This window comes from Microbacterium sp. 2216-1, from assembly GCF_046507855.1.
GTDB classification, from domain to species: Bacteria; Actinomycetota; Actinomycetes; order Actinomycetales; family Microbacteriaceae; genus Microbacterium; species Microbacterium esteraromaticum_C.
Genome location: NZ_JBKFTM010000001.1, coordinates 1595295 through 1612104, shown reverse-complemented (window position 1 = coordinate 1612104; position 16810 = coordinate 1595295). Strand labels below are relative to the sequence as shown.

General features: G+C 67.1%; 18 protein-coding genes, 2 tRNA genes and 1 pseudogene. 15 read left to right on the top strand and 6 right to left on the bottom strand.

Features of this window, described 5'->3' with window-relative positions; genetic code table 11:
* Nucleotides 1-5 precede the first annotated feature (5 nt).
* From ACLD0U_RS07535 to ACLD0U_RS07520, 4 genes are all read left to right on the top strand, one after another.
* Nucleotides 6-1226 carry a phosphoglycerate kinase gene (locus ACLD0U_RS07535; RefSeq protein WP_179410570.1) on the top strand — a complete coding sequence of 407 codons (1221 nt, stop codon included), beginning with the start codon at nucleotides 6-8 and terminating at the stop codon, nucleotides 1224-1226.
* The gene (gene tpiA, locus ACLD0U_RS07530; RefSeq protein ID WP_224817988.1) at nucleotides 1211-2017 is read left to right on the top strand and encodes a triose-phosphate isomerase; all 807 of its coding nucleotides are present in this window, start codon (nucleotides 1211-1213) and stop codon (nucleotides 2015-2017) included. Before ACLD0U_RS07535 ends, tpiA begins: the two co-directional genes overlap by 16 nt.
* Nucleotides 2018-2095: 78 nt before the next feature.
* Nucleotides 2096-2344 (top strand): preprotein translocase subunit SecG, encoded by a 249-nt coding sequence (gene secG / locus ACLD0U_RS07525; protein WP_179411819.1) that lies wholly within the window; start codon nucleotides 2096-2098, stop codon nucleotides 2342-2344.
* A complete protein-coding gene (locus ACLD0U_RS07520) occupies nucleotides 2344-2700 on the top strand; it encodes an RNA polymerase-binding protein RbpA (RefSeq protein ID WP_179410571.1) in 357 nt (118 codons plus the stop codon). Before secG ends, ACLD0U_RS07520 begins: the two co-directional genes overlap by 1 nt.
* A gap of 107 nt (nucleotides 2701-2807) precedes the next feature.
* On the opposite strand, the gene ACLD0U_RS07515 is transcribed toward ACLD0U_RS07520, so the two are convergent.
* Nucleotides 2808-2881 (bottom strand) — tRNA-Gly (locus tag ACLD0U_RS07515).
* A 124-nt stretch (nucleotides 2882-3005) separates the two neighbouring features.
* On the opposite strand from ACLD0U_RS07515, the gene ACLD0U_RS07510 reads away from it, so the two are divergent.
* The 9 genes and pseudogenes from ACLD0U_RS07510 to ACLD0U_RS07470 all read left to right on the top strand — a co-directional run bounded on the left by ACLD0U_RS07510 (nucleotide 3006) and on the right by ACLD0U_RS07470 (nucleotide 10827).
* Nucleotides 3006-3082 (top strand) — tRNA-Pro (locus ACLD0U_RS07510).
* Nucleotides 3083-3139: 57 nt separating this feature from the next.
* A complete protein-coding gene (gene tig / locus ACLD0U_RS07505; protein ID WP_410340217.1) occupies nucleotides 3140-4552 on the top strand; it encodes a trigger factor in 1413 nt (470 codons plus the stop codon).
* Nucleotides 4553-4614: 62 nt separating this feature from the next.
* Complete coding sequence (locus ACLD0U_RS07500) at nucleotides 4615-5091, top strand: tetratricopeptide repeat protein (protein WP_410340216.1); 477 nt, start codon at nucleotides 4615-4617, stop codon at nucleotides 5089-5091.
* A 69-nt stretch (nucleotides 5092-5160) separates the two neighbouring features.
* Nucleotides 5161-5763, top strand: a pseudogene (locus tag ACLD0U_RS07495) (ATP-dependent Clp protease proteolytic subunit); the annotation flags it as partial.
* 15 nt (nucleotides 5764-5778) lie between these two features.
* Nucleotides 5779-6420: an ATP-dependent Clp protease proteolytic subunit gene (locus ACLD0U_RS07490; RefSeq protein ID WP_179410575.1), complete on the top strand. Its 642-nt coding sequence runs from the start codon at nucleotides 5779-5781 to the stop codon at nucleotides 6418-6420.
* A 162-nt stretch (nucleotides 6421-6582) separates the two neighbouring features.
* Nucleotides 6583-7524, top strand: a complete 942-nt coding sequence (locus ACLD0U_RS07485; RefSeq protein ID WP_410340215.1) for a sugar-binding transcriptional regulator — start codon at nucleotides 6583-6585, stop codon at nucleotides 7522-7524.
* A complete protein-coding gene (deoC, locus tag ACLD0U_RS07480; protein ID WP_274367100.1) occupies nucleotides 7521-8522 on the top strand; it encodes a deoxyribose-phosphate aldolase in 1002 nt (333 codons plus the stop codon). Before ACLD0U_RS07485 ends, deoC begins: the two co-directional genes overlap by 4 nt.
* A 14-nt stretch (nucleotides 8523-8536) precedes the next feature.
* A complete protein-coding gene (locus ACLD0U_RS07475; RefSeq protein WP_410340214.1) occupies nucleotides 8537-9979 on the top strand; it encodes an aldehyde dehydrogenase family protein in 1443 nt (480 codons plus the stop codon).
* A complete protein-coding gene (locus tag ACLD0U_RS07470) occupies nucleotides 9976-10827 on the top strand; it encodes an aldehyde dehydrogenase family protein (RefSeq protein WP_410340213.1) in 852 nt (283 codons plus the stop codon). The genes ACLD0U_RS07475 and ACLD0U_RS07470 overlap by 4 nt, the downstream gene beginning before the upstream one ends.
* A 112-nt stretch (nucleotides 10828-10939) precedes the next feature.
* Here ACLD0U_RS07470 and ACLD0U_RS07465 read toward each other — a convergent pair whose 3' ends face one another.
* The 4 genes from ACLD0U_RS07465 to ACLD0U_RS07450 form a co-directional block, all read right to left on the bottom strand.
* Entirely contained in the window at nucleotides 10940-11407 is a 468-nt protein-coding gene (locus ACLD0U_RS07465; RefSeq protein WP_410340212.1) for a LysM peptidoglycan-binding domain-containing protein, read from the bottom strand.
* A 140-nt stretch (nucleotides 11408-11547) separates the two neighbouring features.
* Nucleotides 11548-11691 (bottom strand): hypothetical protein, encoded by a 144-nt coding sequence (locus ACLD0U_RS07460; RefSeq protein WP_410340211.1) that lies wholly within the window; start codon nucleotides 11689-11691, stop codon nucleotides 11548-11550.
* 12 nt (nucleotides 11692-11703) lie between these two features.
* Complete coding sequence (locus ACLD0U_RS07455; protein ID WP_410340210.1) at nucleotides 11704-11832, bottom strand: hypothetical protein; 129 nt, start codon at nucleotides 11830-11832, stop codon at nucleotides 11704-11706.
* Between the two features lie 238 nt (nucleotides 11833-12070).
* The gene (locus tag ACLD0U_RS07450) at nucleotides 12071-12430 is read right to left on the bottom strand and encodes a hypothetical protein (RefSeq protein WP_410340209.1); all 360 of its coding nucleotides are present in this window, start codon (nucleotides 12428-12430) and stop codon (nucleotides 12071-12073) included.
* 148 nt (nucleotides 12431-12578) lie between these two features.
* Between ACLD0U_RS07450 and clpX the strand changes: the two genes are divergently transcribed.
* Together clpX and ACLD0U_RS07440 are read left to right on the top strand one after the other, a co-directional pair.
* Nucleotides 12579-13847 (top strand): ATP-dependent Clp protease ATP-binding subunit ClpX, encoded by a 1269-nt coding sequence (clpX, locus tag ACLD0U_RS07445; protein ID WP_179410580.1) that lies wholly within the window; start codon nucleotides 12579-12581, stop codon nucleotides 13845-13847.
* Nucleotides 13844-14572, top strand: a complete 729-nt coding sequence (locus ACLD0U_RS07440) for a Type 1 glutamine amidotransferase-like domain-containing protein (protein ID WP_410340208.1) — start codon at nucleotides 13844-13846, stop codon at nucleotides 14570-14572. Before clpX ends, ACLD0U_RS07440 begins: the two co-directional genes overlap by 4 nt.
* Nucleotides 14573-14739: 167 nt before the next feature.
* Here ACLD0U_RS07440 and ACLD0U_RS07435 read toward each other — a convergent pair whose 3' ends face one another.
* Nucleotides 14740-16794, bottom strand: a complete 2055-nt coding sequence (locus ACLD0U_RS07435; protein WP_410340207.1) for a M3 family metallopeptidase — start codon at nucleotides 16792-16794, stop codon at nucleotides 14740-14742.
* Nucleotides 16795-16810: the final 16 nt, after the last annotated feature.

Genomic DNA, 16810 nt, shown 5'->3' with positions numbered 1-16810 from the left:
ATCCGATGACCCTGCGCACCCTCGACTCGCTGGGCCCGCTGGAGGGCCGACGCGTCATCGTCCGCTGCGATCTCAACGTTCCCCTGCGGGACGGAGAGATCACCGATGACGGTCGCGTCCGCGCCTCCCTCCCGACGCTGAAGACGCTCATCGAAGCGGGAGCACGTGTGATCGTGTGCTCGCACCTCGGGCGTCCCGCCGGAGCACCCGACCCGCAGTACAGCCTGGCCCCCGTCGCAGAGCGACTGGGCGAGCTGCTCGACGCGTCGGTCGCGTTCGCCACCGACACCGTCGGACCTGCGGCACAGCAGGCAGTCGCGGAGCTGCAGAACGGTTCGGTCGTCGTGCTGGAGAACCTGCGGTTCAACGCGGGGGAGACGGCCAAGGACGAAGAGACGCGTCGCGGCTTCGCGACGGAGCTCGCATCGCTGGGTGATGCGATGGTCTCGGACGGCTTCGGCGTCGTGCACCGCAAGCAGGCCAGCGTCTACGACCTGGCCGAGCTGCTGCCCTCGGCGGCGGGGCTGTTGATCGCGGCTGAGCTCGATGTGCTCGACCGCCTCACCGAGACCCCCGAGCGGCCCTACACGGTCGTGCTGGGCGGCTCGAAGGTCAGCGACAAGCTCGGGGTCATCTCGCACCTGCTCCCGCGGGTGGATCGACTGCTGATCGGCGGGGGGATGCTGTTCACCTTCCTCGCCGCTCAGGGGCATGCCGTGGCATCGAGCCTGCTCGAGAGCGACCAGCTCGACACGGTGCGCGCATACATCGCCGAGGCCGCGGAACGCGGCGTCGAACTCGTGCTGCCCACCGACGTCGTCGTGGCGTCGGGGTTCGCGGCTGATGCCGCTCACGAGATCGTCGCTGCGGATGCCATCGAGCAGAGCTCGTTCGGCGCAGCGGGTATCGGCCTCGACATCGGCCCCGAGACGGCGGCGGCGTTCGCCGCCGCTGTCCGGGCGTCGAAGACCGTGTTCTGGAACGGTCCGATGGGCGTGTTCGAGTTCCCGGCCTTCGCCGCGGGCACGAAGGCGGTCGCGGAAGCGCTCACCGAGGTCGACGGTCTCGGTGTCGTCGGCGGTGGTGATTCGGCGGCTGCCGTGCGCCAGCTCGGCTTCGCAGATTCACAGTTCGGACACATCTCGACGGGCGGAGGCGCCAGCCTCGAGTTCCTCGAGGGCAAGAAGCTCCCAGGCCTGGAGGTACTCGGATGGCAAGCACGATGACGCAGAACCGCAAGCGCACCCCGCTGATCGCGGGCAATTGGAAGATGAACCTCGACCACCTTCAGGCGGTCGCGACGGTGCAGAAGCTGCACTGGACGCTGAAGGATGCCGGACACGAGGGTGACACGGTCGAGGTAGCCATCTTCCCGCCGTTCACCGATATCCGCAGCGTGCAGACGCTGATCGACGCCGACAAGATCCCGTTCGGTCTGGGTGCGCAGGACCTCTCAGCCCATGACTCCGGCGCGTACACCGGTGAGATCTCCGGCGCGTTCCTGTCGAAGCTCAATGTCGGCTACGTGATCATCGGTCACTCCGAGCGCCGCGAGTACCACGATGAGAGCGACGAGATCGTCGCCGCCAAGGTGAAGGCCGCGATCAAGCACGGCTTGGTTCCGGTGATCTGCGTCGGCGAGACCGCCGAGGATCTGGAACGGTTCGGTGCCAGTGCTGTGCCCGCCGGGCAGCTCGAGAAGGCTCTCGAGGGCATCCCCGCGTCGAGCGACATCGTCGTGGCGTACGAGCCGGTCTGGGCGATTGGATCGGGCCAGGCTGCGACGCCCGCGCAGGCTCAAGAGGTCTGCGCCGCGCTACGTGGCGTGATCGGCCGCGTGCTCGACGAGGACGCTGCGACACGCACCCGCGTGCTGTATGGCGGATCGGTCAAGTCGGGCAACATCGCGAGCTTCCTGCGCGAGCCCGACGTCGATGGTGCCCTGGTGGGTGGCGCGAGCCTCGTCGTGGACGAGTTCGCGGCGATCGTGCGGTTCGAGAAGCACGTCGGCGTGTGACGTGGACGGGGCGCGTGAGCGCCCCGTCCTATAATTGACGGCTAGGTGGGTCGACCGGCCCCCGTGAAAGGCTTCTTCGTGCAGGTACTCGAGTTCGTACTGCAAGTGCTGATGGGCATCACCAGCGTTCTGCTGACGCTCCTCATCCTTCTTCACAAGGGTCGCGGTGGCGGCTTGTCCGACATGTTCGGTGGAGGTATGTCGGCGGCCGTCGGGTCGTCGGGTCTCGCCGAGCGCAACCTGAACCGCTTCACCGTCGTGTTGGCGCTGGTGTGGTTCGTCTCGATCGTCGCCCTCGGGCTCATCACGAAACTGCAGGTGATCTGATGTCCACCGGAGGAAACGCGATTCGCGGTACGCGGGTCGGCTCGGGCCCGATGGGCGAGCAGGATCACGGCTACCACGCCGACCGCATCGCCGTGTCGTACTGGGACGGATTGGGCAACGAGACCGTCCGGTACTTCGCCGCCGGTCTGCCCGACGAGGAGATCCCTGACACGATCGATCACCCGCAGAGCGGCCTGCCCGCGGGGCGGGACAAGAGCAACCCGCCGGCCCTGTCGAAGACCGAGCCGTTCAAGACGCACCTCGCCTACGTGAAGGAGCGTCGCACCGACGAGGAAGCTGAACAGCTTCTCGAAGATGCGCTCACGCAGCTGAGGGAGCGTCGCGGCGGCCGTTGAGCCGCGGCCCCCGCAGTCCCAGAACAACGAGTAAGGGCCCCCACCGCGAGGTGGGGGCCCTTACTCGTTGTGATCGAGATGATCCGTGAGGATCACTCTGATCGAAATGGAGGGGATGACGGGAATCGAACCCGCGTCATTAGTTTGGAAGACTAAGGCTTTACCATTAAGCTACATCCCCGCTGTCGGGGGCTTGATGCCTCCGGTGGGCCCCGCTGTGCGGTGCGCCTCGTCAAGCATAGCGGACAGTTGGAGTGCTCCCGTCCGTTAGACTCATTGAGGCCGATCCCGCGCGCGGGTCAAGCCGGGGCGTAGCTCAGCTTGGTAGAGCGCCCGCTTTGGGAGCGGGAGGTCGCAGGTTCAAATCCTGTCGCCCCGACCACGGCCCAGACTTCACGACCGCGCCGTTCGTGCGGAAACCACAAGGAGATACCCCAGCATGGCCAACAGCACCGTCGAGAAGCTTTCCCCGACCCGGGTCAAGCTCACCATCACGGTCACCCCCGAGGACCTCAAGCCCAGCATCGCGCACGCGTACGAGCACATCGCTCAGGACGTGCAGATCCCCGGCTTCCGCAAGGGCAAGGTTCCTGCGCCGATCATCGATCAGCGCGTCGGTCGCGGTGCGGTCATCGAGCACGCCGTCAACGAGGCACTGGACGGCTTCTTCCGTGAAGCCGCTGCCGAGCACGGCGTGCGCATGGTCGGACGCCCCGCCGCTGACATCACGCAGTGGCCGAACGAGAAGGACTTCTCGGGCGACCTGCTGGTCGACATCGAGGTCGATGTTCGTCCCGAGGTCGAGCTGCCCAGCCTCGAGGACATCACGATCACGGTCGACGCCGTCGAAGCCGACGCCGCCGGCGTCGACGCTGAGCTCGACGAGCTGCGTGCCCGCTTCGGCACCCTGATCCCCGTCGACCGTCCGGCCGCCAAGGGCGACTTCGTCGACCTTGACCTGGTCGCGAACATCGACGGCACCGAGATCGACCGCGCCGACGGCGTGTCGTACGAGATCGGCTCGGGCCAGCTGCTCGAGGGCATCGACGAGGCGCTCGAGTCGCTCACTGCCGGTGAAGAGACCACTTTCCGCTCGACGCTGGTCGGTGGCGACCACGCGGGTGAAGAGGCCGAGGTCGCCGTGACGCTCAAGGCGGTCAAGGAGCGCGAGCTGCCCGAGGCAGACGACGACTTCGCGCAGATGGCTTCGGAGTTCGATACGATCGCCGAGCTGCGCGACAGCCTCGCCGAGCGCGTCGCTGAGCAGGGCGTCTTCAGCCAGGGTGCCGCTGCGCGCGACCAGCTGATCGAGACGCTGCTCGAGCAGATCGAGATCCCCGTTCCGGCCCAGCTGATCGAGGACGAGGTGCACAACCACCTCGAGTCCGAGAACCGCCTGGAAGACGACGAGCACCGCGCCGAGGTCACCGAGGCCAGCGAGAAGCAGTTCCGCACCCAGGTGCTGCTTGACACGATCGCCGAGAGCGCCAACGTGCAGGTCTCGCAGGAAGAGCTCAGCCAGTACCTGATCCAGTCGGCCGCTCAGTACGGCATGGCTCCGCAGGAGTTCGTCGAGGCGCTGCAGGGCGCTGGCCAGCTGCAGTCGCTGGTCGGCGAGGTCGCGCGCAACAAGGCGCTGGCCGCAACCCTCGGCAAGGTCAAGATCGTCGACAGCAACGGCACCGCCGTCGACCTGTCGGCGTTCATCGGTGACGCCGAGGACGAGGCCGCTGACGAGGCCCCGGCCGAGGAAGCCCCCGTTGAGGAGGCTCCGGCTGAGGAGAAGCCCAAGAAGAAGGCTCCGGCCAAGAAGAAGGCCGCTGCGAAGGACGACGCCGACAAGGCCGAGTAACCAGAGCGCGGATAGGGGCGGATGCTGCGGCATCCGCCCCTTCTGCGTCTGCGGAGGATGACATGACAGACCTGGATACCCGATTCGATGCGGTCTGGGACGATGAGTCCCTGTCGGACGACGAGCGCATCGTCGCTATCGACGCGCTAGCGGCCCTTTGCGGCGACGGTGCGCGCGCAGCATTCGAGCGCGCCGGCGCGCGCGACTCGGCGGGACGCGAGGGCGAAGCCGAACCGCTGTACCGACGTGCCCTGGAACTGGGGCTTGCCGAGGAACTGCGCGTGCAGGCGGTGATTCAGCTCGCGAGTACTCTGCGGAATCTGGGTCGCGTCGCCGAGAGTCTCGACCTGCTACGCGCCGAGCGTCGGCGTGGGGGAGAGCTCAGTGACGCTGTGGCCGCGTTCTACGCCCTGTCACTGGCATCCGCCGGCGATCCGCTCTCGGCGACGTCGGTCGCGCTGCAAGCACTCGCGCCGCACCTGCCGCGCTATCGCCGTTCGGTGACCGCCTACGCGCAGGAGCTGCGCCCGCCCCGGTGATATGCCGACGGCGAACACGGGGGAGCAGGCTGCCGCGCGCCGGTAGATTCGAATCACCGAAACACGGAAACAGGAGCTGACATGGCTGAACCTCTGATGGCGACGAGCGTCTTCGACAGGCTGCTGAAGGATCGCATCATCTGGCTGGGCTCTGAGGTGCGCGATGAGAACGCGAACGAGATCTGCGCCAAGATCCTCCTTCTCGCCGCCGAAGATCCCGAGAAGGACATCTACCTCTACATCAACTCGCCCGGTGGTTCGATCACCGCGGGAATGGCGATCTACGACACGATGCAGTTCGTGCCGAACGACATTGTCACCGTCGGCATCGGCATGGCCGCCTCGATGGGACAGCTCCTGCTGACCAGCGGCACCAAGGGCAAGCGCTACATCACCCCGAACGCCCGCGTGCTGCTGCACCAGCCGCACGGCGGCTTCGGCGGAACGGCCAGCGACATCCAGACCCAGGCGCAGCTGATCCTCTCGATGAAGCGTCGCCTCGCCGAGATCACGGCATCGCAGACCGGCAAGACGGTCGAGCAGATCAACGAGGACGGCGACCGCGACCGCTGGTTCACCGCCGATGAGGCCCTCGAGTACGGATTCGTCGACCACATCCGCGAGCACGCCAGCGACGTGCACGGCGGCGGCGGCACCGGCGCGGACAAGTAAGGCAGGAAGACACCTATGTACACCCCCACTTTCCGCGCCGCCGGTAACCTCCCCTCCAGCCGCTACGTGCTGCCGCAGTTCGAAGAGCGCACGGCCTACGGCTTCAAGCGTCAGGACCCCTACAACAAGCTGTTCGAAGACCGCGTGATCTTCCTCGGCGTGCAGGTCGACGACGCATCGGCCGACGACGTCATGGCGCAGCTGCTGGTTCTGGAGAGCCAGGACGCCGAGCGCGACATCACGATGTACATCAACTCGCCCGGTGGCTCGTTCACGGCGATGACCGCGATCTACGACACCATGCAGTACGTGGCGCCGCACATCCAGACCGTCGTCCTCGGCCAGGCGGCATCGGCGGCCTCCGTGCTGCTCGCAGCGGGTGCTCCCGGCAAGCGTCTGGCCCTGCCCAACGCGCGCGTCCTGATGCACCAGCCCGCCATGGGTGAGGCCGGCCACGGTCAGGCATCCGACATCGAGATCCAGGCGGCCGAGATCCTGCGGATGCGCACGTGGCTCGAAGAGACCATGGCCAAGCACACCGGCAAGGCGACCGAGCAGGTCAACAAGGACATCGACCGCGACAAGATCCTCTCCGCTCAGGAGGCGCTCGAGTACGGCATCGTCGACCAGGTGCTGACCTCGCGCAAGCGCGGCTGACGCGACCTGACACTGAAGCCCCCTTCGATCATCGATCGGAGGGGGCTTCGGCGTTCCGCGCGTCGCGCGCAACGAATGCGCAGTACAACCGCATGTGAGTGCTCATCTGAGCACGCCGATGCGCGTTCGTCGGCAAGCTCCTATGCTGGAGGCGAGAGGAGGATGCCCGTGGATGACGAACTGCTGATGGTCAGGGTCGCGGAACTGTCGTACGACGAGAACAAGACTCAGGACGAGATCGGCGCTCTGCTGGGCATCTCGCGCTGGAAGGTCGGGCGTCTGCTTGTGCAGGCGCGCGAACAGGGCATCGTCCGCATCGAGATCGTGCACCCGCGGGCGCGCCGACTCGGTGTGGAACGCGCGCTCGTCGCGCGTTTCGGGCTGAAGGATGCCGTCGTCGTCCCCGCCGTCGACAATCCGGACGCCCTGCTCTCCCACGTCGCGGCAGCGGCCGCGGAATTGATCATGGCTCTGCGTCCGGTACCTCGCGAGATCGCCGTCAGCTGGGGGCGCACCCTCACCGCCGTCGCCGACGCCCTTCCGCAGGGGTGGGCGACGGGCGTCACCGTCGTCCAGGCGAACGGCGGCGTGAGCTTGAACCGTCGCTCTGGCGGCGCGGCATCCGTCGCCGTCACGATGGCCCAGCGCGGCGCCGGACAGGCAGTGCTGCTGCCCAGCCCCGCGATCCTCGAGCGCGTCGAGACGAAGCTGGCGATCGAAGCGGACCGAACGATCGCGGCGATCCTCGACCGTGCTGCCCGGGCGAACACCGTGCTGTTTACAGCCGGCCCGTGCGACGCGGGATCTGCGCACGTCGAGAACGGGTACCTCGCGGCGCAGGACATCGCTGAACTCTCGCGCCGTGGCGCGGTGGGCGACGTGCTCGGGCGGTACATCGACGCCGACGGGAACATCGTCGACCCTCAACTCGATGCCAGGACCGTCGGCATCGGCCTCGACAGCCTGCGCGCCGCAGAACGCGCGATCTTCGTGACCGCGGGCGCCTCGAAGCACGACATCGCGCGTACAGTCGTCAGCAACGGACTGTGCTCCGTTCTGGTGACCGATGAATCCACTGCCCTTGAACTCTTGGAGGAGATGTGACGACCACGGAACTGGCCCGCCGAACGGCGGTCGACGTGCTCGGCGGTGAACCCGACGACCAGACCCTGCGGCGCTTCCTGCACGGCCTGCCCGGCGTCGACGCCGTCGGCCTGGAACAGCGCGCAGCCGCACTCGGCACGCGTTCGATCAAGACGACGTCGAAGGCCTGGGCACTCGACAAGATCATCTCGTTGATCGACCTGACCACACTCGAAGGGGCCGACACGGCCGGCAAGGTGCGCTCGCTGGTTGCGAAGGCGAAGAACCCGGATGCCGCAGACCCGAGTACTCCGCTGGTGGCAGCCGTCTGCGTCTACGGCGACATGGTCGGCCATGCGGTCGACGCGCTCGGCGACCTGCACGGAGACCCTGACGACGGTCGCATCGCGGTGGCCGCGGTGGCCACGGCCTTCCCGTCGGGCCGCGCGTCGCTGGAGATCAAACTCGCCGACACGGCGGATGCTGTCGCCGCCGGCGCCGATGAGATCGACATGGTGATCGACCGCGGCGCCTTCCTGGAAGGCCGCTACGGACTGGTCTTCGACCAGATCGCCCGGGTCAAGGAGGCCTGCCGCCGCGAGGACGGCAGCTATGCCTCGCTGAAGGTGATCATGGAGACCGGCGAGCTGAACACCTACGACAACATCAAGCGCGCCTCATGGCTGTCGATCCTCGCCGGAGGCGACTTCATCAAGACCTCCACGGGCAAGGTGCAGCCGGCTGCGACGCTGCCGACCACGTTGCTCATGCTCGAGACGGTGCGCGATTGGCACCGCGCCACCGGCGAGAAGATCGGTGTGAAGCCGGCCGGTGGCATCCGCTCGTCGAAGGACGCGATCAAGTATCTCGTCACCGTCGCCGAGACCACCGGCGAGGAGTGGCTGCAACCACACCTGTTCCGGTTTGGCGCGTCGAGCCTGCTCAACGACGTGCTGCTGCAGCGCCAGAAGATGATCTCCGGCCACTACTCCGGCCCCGACTACGTCACGATCGACTGAGAAGGAGAGCGCATATGTCATTCCTGGAATACGCTCCCGCACCCGAGTCCAAGGCAGTCCTGAACCTGCGTGAGAGCTACGGGCTGTTCATCGACGGCGAGTTCGTCGATGGCACCGGGTCGAGCTTCCACACGATCTCTCCCGCCGATGAGTCCCGCATCGCCGAGGTCGCATCGGCATCCGACGACGACATCGATCGCGCCGTCGCGGCCGCACGCCGTGCGCACGACAAGGTGTGGTCGAAGATGAGCGGGCGTGACCGCGGCAAGTACCTGTTCCGCATCGCACGTCTCGTGCAGGAGCGCGCACGCGAGCTCGCCGTGGCAGAGAGCCTCGACAACGGCAAGCCGATCAAGGAGAGCCGCGACGTGGATGTGCCGCTGGTGGCATCCTGGTTCTTCTACTACGCAGGCTGGGCCGACAAACTCGACTACGCGGGACTCGGAGCCGACCCCAAGGCGCTGGGCGTGGCGGGGCAGATCATTCCGTGGAACTTCCCGCTGCTGATGCTCGCGTGGAAGATCGCCCCGGCACTGGCCGCGGGCAACACCGTGGTGCTCAAGCCGGCCGAGACGACGCCGCTGACGGCGTTGATCTTCGCCGAGATCGTGCAGCAGGCCGACCTGCCCGCCGGCGTCGTCAACATCGTCACCGGTGCCGGGGCGACCGGCGCGACGCTGGTGCGGCACGCCGACGTCGACAAGATCGCCTTCACGGGGTCGACCGGCGTGGGCCGCAACATCGCCAGGGCCGTCGCGGGAACCGACAAGCGGGTCACGCTGGAACTGGGCGGTAAGGCGGCCAACATCGTCTTCGACGACGCGCCGATCGACCAGGCGGTCGAGGGGATCGTCAACGGCATCTTCTTCAACCAGGGTCACGTGTGCTGCGCCGGGAGCCGGCTGCTGGTGCAGGAGTCGATTCACGACGAGGTCGTGGACCGACTGAAGCACCGACTGTCGACTCTGCGCCTGGGGGACCCGCTCGACAAGAACACCGATATCGGTGCGATCAACTCCGCGGCCCAGCTCGAGCGCATCCGCGAACTCAGCGCGATTGGCGAGAGCGAGGGCGCCGAGCGCTGGACCGCCGACTGTGCGATTCCCGACAAGGGTTTCTGGTTCGCGCCGACCATCTTCACCGGTGTCGAGGCGTCGCATCGCATTGCGCGCGACGAGATCTTCGGTCCGGTGCTGTCGGTGCTGACCTTCCGCACCCCGGCCGAGGCGATCGCGAAGGCCAACAACACCCCGTACGGCCTGTCGGCGGGCATCTGGAGCGACAAGGGGTCGCGCATCCTGGCCGTGGCCGACAAGCTGCGTGCCGGTGTCGTGTGGGCGAACACCTTCAACCGGTTCGACCCGGCCAGCCCGTTCGGCGGGTACAAGGAGTCGGGATACGGGCGCGAGGGCGGCCGACACGGCCTGACCGCATACCTCAAGGGAGCATCGGCATGAGCAAGCGACTGACCGTTCCGAAGACGTACAAGCTGGCCATCGGCGGTGCGTTCCCGCGCAGCGAATCGGGACGCACCTACGAGGTGCGCTCGGCGAAGGGCGAGTTCCTCGCCAACGCCGCGAAGGCCTCGCGGAAGGATGCCCGGGATGCCGTCGTCGCCGCGCGCGGCGCCGTGAAGGGCTGGTCGGGTGCGACCGCGTACAACCGCGGTCAGGTGCTCTATCGGGTCGCCGAGATCCTGGAGGGTCGTCGCGCCCAGTTCGTCGACGAGATCGTCGCTCAGGAGGGCGTGACCGCGGCCGCCGCCGGAACGCAGGTGGACGCCGCCATCGACCTGTGGGTCTGGTACGCGGGCTGGTGCGACAAGTACGCGCAGGTCACCGGAAACGCCAATCCCGTGGCGGGGCCGTACTTCAACATCTCCGTACCCGAGCCGACCGGTGTCGTCGCGACGGTCGCGCCGCAGGACTCGGCGCTGCTCGGGCTCGTCTCGGTCGTCGCGCCGGCTCTGGTGGCGGGCAACACGGTGGTCGTCGTCGCGAGCGAGCAGTACCCGCTGTCGGCGATCAGCCTGGCAGAGGTGCTCGCGACCAGCGATGTGCCCGGCGGCGTCGTGAACGTGCTCACCGGTTCGGCCGCCGAAATCGCGCCCTGGCTCGCCTCGCACGCCGACGTCAACGCCCTGGATCTCACCGGAGCGGGGGCCCTCGACTGGGTCGACCTCGAGATCGCGGCGGCCGACACGCTCAAGCGCGTGCTGCGCCCGGCATCCGCCGAACCGAGCCTCGATCGCATCACAGCATTCACCGAGACGAAGACGGTCTGGCACACCAAGGCGCTTTTGTAGTACTCGACCTGTCCCAACCAACCTGCGATGTTCAGTGCCTCGCTTGGATCAGCTCGGTAGAGCGAAATCCTCGCGGCCGAAGTCGGTCGCGAGGATTCCGGCTGTCATCGGTCTACGGTTCGGGGGTCCACACGGATCCGTCGGCGGGACGGAGCACCAGCACTTGATCGGGGTGGATCGTGGGCGACTCAAGATGGTTGAACCGCATCACCGAGTCGAGGTCGACGCAGAATCGGTCCGCGAGCACGAAGATCGAGTCCTTCGGAGCGACGGTGTAGGCGACTTCGCCCGCTGCGTTTTCGGACAACGAGCCGGTCGCACCGTCAGTCGAGCCGCTGTCGACGAGGTCACCGAGAAATTCCGCGGCCTTCGGCTCACCGTCGACACCGCGGAACGCGATGCGGGCCGGTTCACCGCAGGTGCCCTGCTTGTCCTCGGAAGCGGTGTCGGCCGGTGCGGTGGTGGGCTGGGTGCTCCTAGACGCCGCAGGGGCTGCATCAGGCTCTGCGGTGGGGGAGCAGCCGACGAGCGCGACGGCAGCGATAACCAGGGCAGCAGAGGCGAGGTAGAGGCGTTGCATGCCTGCGATCTTGGCATAGACGGCTTGCCAAATGCCCTCTGTTGCCTCGGTCTCGCGGGAGCGTCTGCAGCATGCCAGCGGTGGCGTCGAGGTGGGGCGGGCGCTGCTGTTGCGACAGCAGCGCCCGCCCACGCTGGTACCTAGCCAGCCAGCGCGACATTGACGAAGTCGAACGGCTTCTTGACGCGGAAGCCGTAGCGGCCCTCGAACATAATCAGGAACGTGTTGTTCTTGGTCCGCTGGGTGCTGTCGAACGCGAGTTCGTCATCGCCGAGCGGGTGCAACTCGGCCTGGGGTCACTCGGCGGCGACGGCCTGCCCGACGGGAAGGCCGAGCATGGTCACGACCGAAGCGCCGAGGAAGCCTTCGACCGGGGCGCGATCCTTGAACAGGAACACGCCGGTCGAGCCGTTCTCGCGGAGCATTTCGAGTGCCTGCAGGTCGAGCGCGTCTATCGCCCAGCCTGTGAGGTTCCGCTCATGTGCCAGCAGCTTGTACTTGGCAGCCGAGCGCGTCGCGAGCAGGGCGCCCTCGAACGCCTGAGCCTGGACGCCGGAGGTCTCGAGGATGCCGGTGAGGCGGTCGTCGACGCCGTCGCCGGAGATCGCGTCCTTCTCGATTGGGCGAGCGCGTCCTCGCCCAGCTGCATCTGCAGCACGTCGATCAGGTCGGAGAAATCGTCGAGGTAGTGCCAGGCGAGGTCCTCCGTCTTGTTCGCGTGCACGCGGAAGCGGTGAACCCGTTCTCGCCATCCCCGTCGTCGACCTTCACTCCCGCGCGCTGCGGGTCGATGACCGGGATGAGATCGAGCACCGTGCGAGGCTTCGCATCCATCACCACACCGCTGAGGACCTCGGGAACCGAAACGCTCCCCGAGGTGAGCGACTTTGCGCCCTGCGGGCTGGTCGCCGCGAGCGAGCGCAGCGCGTCGGCCGCCTTGCGACCCCAACCATCGCGTCCGGGGATGATCGGGTTGCCGTGCATATCCTTGACGTCGTGCTTCTGGCCGCCGATGCGCGCCATGAGTAGAGGCTGTTTCCGACAAACCAAGAGCATGATCGGAATCGCTGACGTCCGTCGGCACCTTCGTCCTGTCTGCGCGCCAATCCGCCCGGGTGTCGGCGGGTGCGGTTAGGCTCAGAGGACGATCTTTCGATCCCGAGGAGGACGCATGGCCCGCATCGGTGAAAGCGCTGATCTGTTCAAGTGCTCGTTCTGCGGAAAGAGCCAGAAGCAGGTGCAGCAGCTCATCGCAGGCCCTGGTGTGTACATCTGCGACGAGTGCGTCGAGTTGTGCAACGAGATCATCGAGGAGCGCATGGCCGAGGCCGGTGCCGGTCCCGTGGCCGACTTCGAGCTTCCCAAGCCGCGCGAGATCTTCGCCTTCCTCGAGGAGTACGTGGTCGGTCAGGAGCCCGCGAAGCGGTCACTCGCCGTCGCCGTGTACAACCACTACAAGCGCGTGCGCGCCCGCGGTGCCCTGCAGCCGGCCGAGCAGAAGGCCGAAGAGGTCGAGGTCGCTAAGAGCAACATCCTCATGCTCGGACCCACTGGGTGCGGCAAGACCTACCTCGCGCAGACGCTCGCAAAGCGGCTGAACGTTCCGTTCGCCGTCGCGGATGCCACGGCGCTGACCGAGGCGGGGTACGTCGGCGAGGACGTCGAGAACATCCTGCTCAAACTGCTGCAGGCCGCCGACTACGACACCAAGCGCGCCGAGACCGGCATCATCTACATCGATGAGATCGACAAGATCGCCCGCAAGGCAGAGAATCCCTCCATCACGCGCGACGTGTCGGGCGAAGGGGTCCAGCAGGCGTTGCTGAAGATTCTGGAGGGCACCGTCGCCTCCGTCCCGCCGCAGGGTGGTCGCAAGCATCCGCACCAGGAGTTCCTGCAAATCGACACGACGAACGTACTGTTCATCGTCGCGGGAGCGTTTGCCGGGCTGGAGGACATCATCTCGGCCCGTGTCGGCAAACACGGCGTCGGCTTCGGCGCACCTCTGCACGACAAGGGCAAGGACCTCGACCTGTTCGGCGAGGTACTGCCCGAGGACCTGCACAAGTTCGGTCTGATCCCCGAGTTCATCGGTCGACTCCCGGTCGTGACCTCTGTGTCGCCGCTCGACCAGGACGCGCTCATCGACATCCTCACCGGGCCCCGCAACGCACTGGTCAAGCAGTATCAGCGCATGTTCGAGCTCGACGACGTGCAGCTCGAGTTCGAAGAAGACGCGTTGCGCTCGATCGCCGACCTCGCCGTGGAACGCAAGACCGGCGCCCGAGGACTCCGCGCGATTCTCGAGGACGTGCTCGGACCGATCATGTTCGAGATCCCCTCCGCCGAGGACGTCTCCAAGGTCATCGTCACCAAGGACGCCGTCGAAGAGGGCGCAGCCCCGACGGTGATCCTGCGCCGCAAGCGCAAGAGCGCGTGAGCGCGGCCATCCGGGGAACCATCGTCACGCTCGGCGGCGGTGGATTCTCGATGTCCGATGACGGCACGTCGGCCATCGACGACCTCCTGCTGGACCTCACCGGACGTGAACGACCCAAGGTCTGTTTCGTGCCCACGGCCAGCGGTGATTCCCTCGACTACAGCAGTCGCTTCGAGGCCGCCTTCGCGGGACGCGCCGAGACCTCGGTGCTGTCGCTGTTCGGCAACCGGGTCTACGACTACACCGACCCCGAGATGCTTCGCGATCAGGACGTGATCTACGTCGGCGGCGGTTCGACGGCCAACCTGCTGGCGATCTGGCGTCTGCACGGTGTGCCCGAGGTGCTTCGCGCGGCGGCCGCCGACGGCACGATCCTCGCCGGCATCAGCGCGGGTATGAACTGCTGGTTCGACGCCTCGTCGACCGACTCGTTCGGACCGCTCGCTCCTTTGCCCGATGGGCTCGGATTCCTGCCCGGGAGCGCCTGCCCGCACTACCTCGGTGAGCCGGGGCGCCGCGAGAAGTACATCGACTGGGTGGGCTCGGGAAGGCTGCCCGAGGGAGTCGCGGCCGACGATTTCTCGGCCCTCATCTGGCGCGACGGCGAGCTCGTCGAGGCGGTCAGTGAACAGCCCGGGCGTCCCGTTTTCCAGGTGGAGCGCCGGGACGGAGTCGGCGTCGGCGTCGAGCGCGAGATTCCCGTGCGGCAGCTGACGGCGCGCTGAGCGCCGATCACGGGCATCCGCCGTCGGAGAACGCGCCGCGTGCGCGTGCCCGGGACGCCGACGCGGCGCGTCCTCGGAGATCTGCACAACTTCGGAGGCCCTGCGGAATCCGTCTCCGAGAACGCGCAGATCTCCGAAGTTGTGCAGCGAGAAGTCGTGCAGCGGGCTCAGCCATCCAGCCCGCGCCGCTTCAACAGCGGGCCGATCTCGGCATCCCTCCCGCGGAACTCGCGGTAGGCCTCCAACGGCTCCTTCGAACCGCCCACACCCAGCAGCAGGCGACGGAACCGATCACCGTTCTCGCGCGTCAGGCCGCCGTGCTCGCGGAACCACGCCACGGTGTCGGCATCGAGAACCTCGCTCCAGATGTACGAGTAGTATCCCGCGCTGTAGCCGCCGGAGAACACATGGGCGAAGTAGGTCGACGAGTACCGCGTCGGCACCACCGGGTTGAGCAGGCCGATGTCGGCGAGTGCCGCACGCTCGAACTCCGCGACCTCGGGGAGCTCGTCGCTCGTGCCCATGCGGTGCCAGGCCTGGTCCAGCCACGCCGCCGCGAGGTACTCGCTGGTGGCGTGTCCCTGGTCGAAGGTCGTCGACGCCTGCAGGCGCTCGACCACCGCACGGTCCAGCGGCTCATCGGTCTCGTGGTGCCGGGCGTAGTTGCTGAGCACCTCGTCCCACAGGATCCACATCTCGTTGACCTGGCTGGGGAACTCGACAAAATCGCGGAACACGTTCGTCCCCGAGAAATGGGGGTACGTCACGCGCGCGAACAGGCCGTGCAGGGCGTGCCCGAACTCGTGGAAGAGCGTGGTCACCTCATCCAGCGTGAGCAGAGTGGGCTGTCCGTCGCCCGGCCGGGACACGTTGAGGTTGTTCGCGACGACCGGTAGCTGGCCGCGCAGTGCGGACTCGCTCACGATCGGATTCATCCATGCGCCGCCGCGCTTGGAATCGCGCGTGTAGAGATCCAGTACGTAGAGTCCGACCGCGGAACCATCGGCGTCGTGCACCTCGAAGACGCGGGCATCGGGATGGTACGCCCGCAGATCGTCGCGCTCGGTGAAACGGATGCCATAGAGCTGCGACGCGGCGAAGAACACACCGTCGACGAGCACCCGCTCGGCCTCGAAGTACGGGCGCAGGGCGGCAACGTCGATATCGAACCGCTGCGCGCGCACCTTCTCGGTGTAGAAGGCCCAGTCGTGTGCCTCCAGAGCGAACGGCTCGGGTTCGACCGTGTCGATGATGCGCTGCAGCGCATCGCGCTCGCGTTCGGCGTTGCGTGCCGCCGGTACGGCGAGTTCGCGCAGCATCCGCTCGACCGCATCCGGTGACCCTGCGGTCTCATCTGCTGTGACGTACGCGGCGTGGGACTCGTAGCCCAGCAGGGTCGCGCGCTCGGCGCGCAACCCGACGATCTCGGCGAGCACCGCGCGGTTGTCGTGCGCGTTTCCGCGCGCACCCCGCGCGAGAGATGCGGTGAGGATGCGCCGGCGGCTCTCGCGCACGGTGAGGGCGGCGAGATACGGATGCCCGGTGAACAGCGGCAGCGTCACCAGGAAGCTGCCCTCCAGGCCCCGATCGGCGGCGGCGCGCGCGGTGGCGCTGAGTTCGCCATCCGAGAGGCCGTCGAGGTCGGCCGCGTCATCGAAGACGACGGCGAGGTCGTTCGTGTCGTTGAGCAGGTTCTTCTCGAACGCGGTGCTCAGCGAGGACAGGCGCTGATTCAGCGCGGTGAGCCGGGCCTTCGCATCGGCGTCGAGCGCGGCGCCGGCATGCGTCATCTCTCGGAAGTGGCGCTGCACGAGATAACGCTGCTCGGCGGTGAGGTCCGGCCGGGCGTCGAGTGCGTCGTGCACCCGGGCGACACGCCAGTACAGCTGCTCGTCGAGCAGGATCGCATCGTGATGAGCGGCCATCAGCGGGGCGAGCTCTTCGTCGATGGCCTGGATCTCGGGCGTGGCATCCGCCGAACTGACGGTGTAGAAGGCGTGGGCCACGCGGTCGAGCAGTTCACCGCTGCGCTCCAGCGGCTCGATCGTGTTCTCGAAGGTGGGCATCGATCGCACCACCGTCAGCGACCGGATCTCGCCGAGCTGTTCGTCGAAGCCCTGGCGGAACGCCGGCATGTAGTGCTCGGGCCGGATCGCGGCGTAGTCGGGAAGCCCATACGGCAGCGACGAAGGGGACAGGAGCGGGTTGGTGTCCACGGTCATCCGTCGAGTCTAGGTC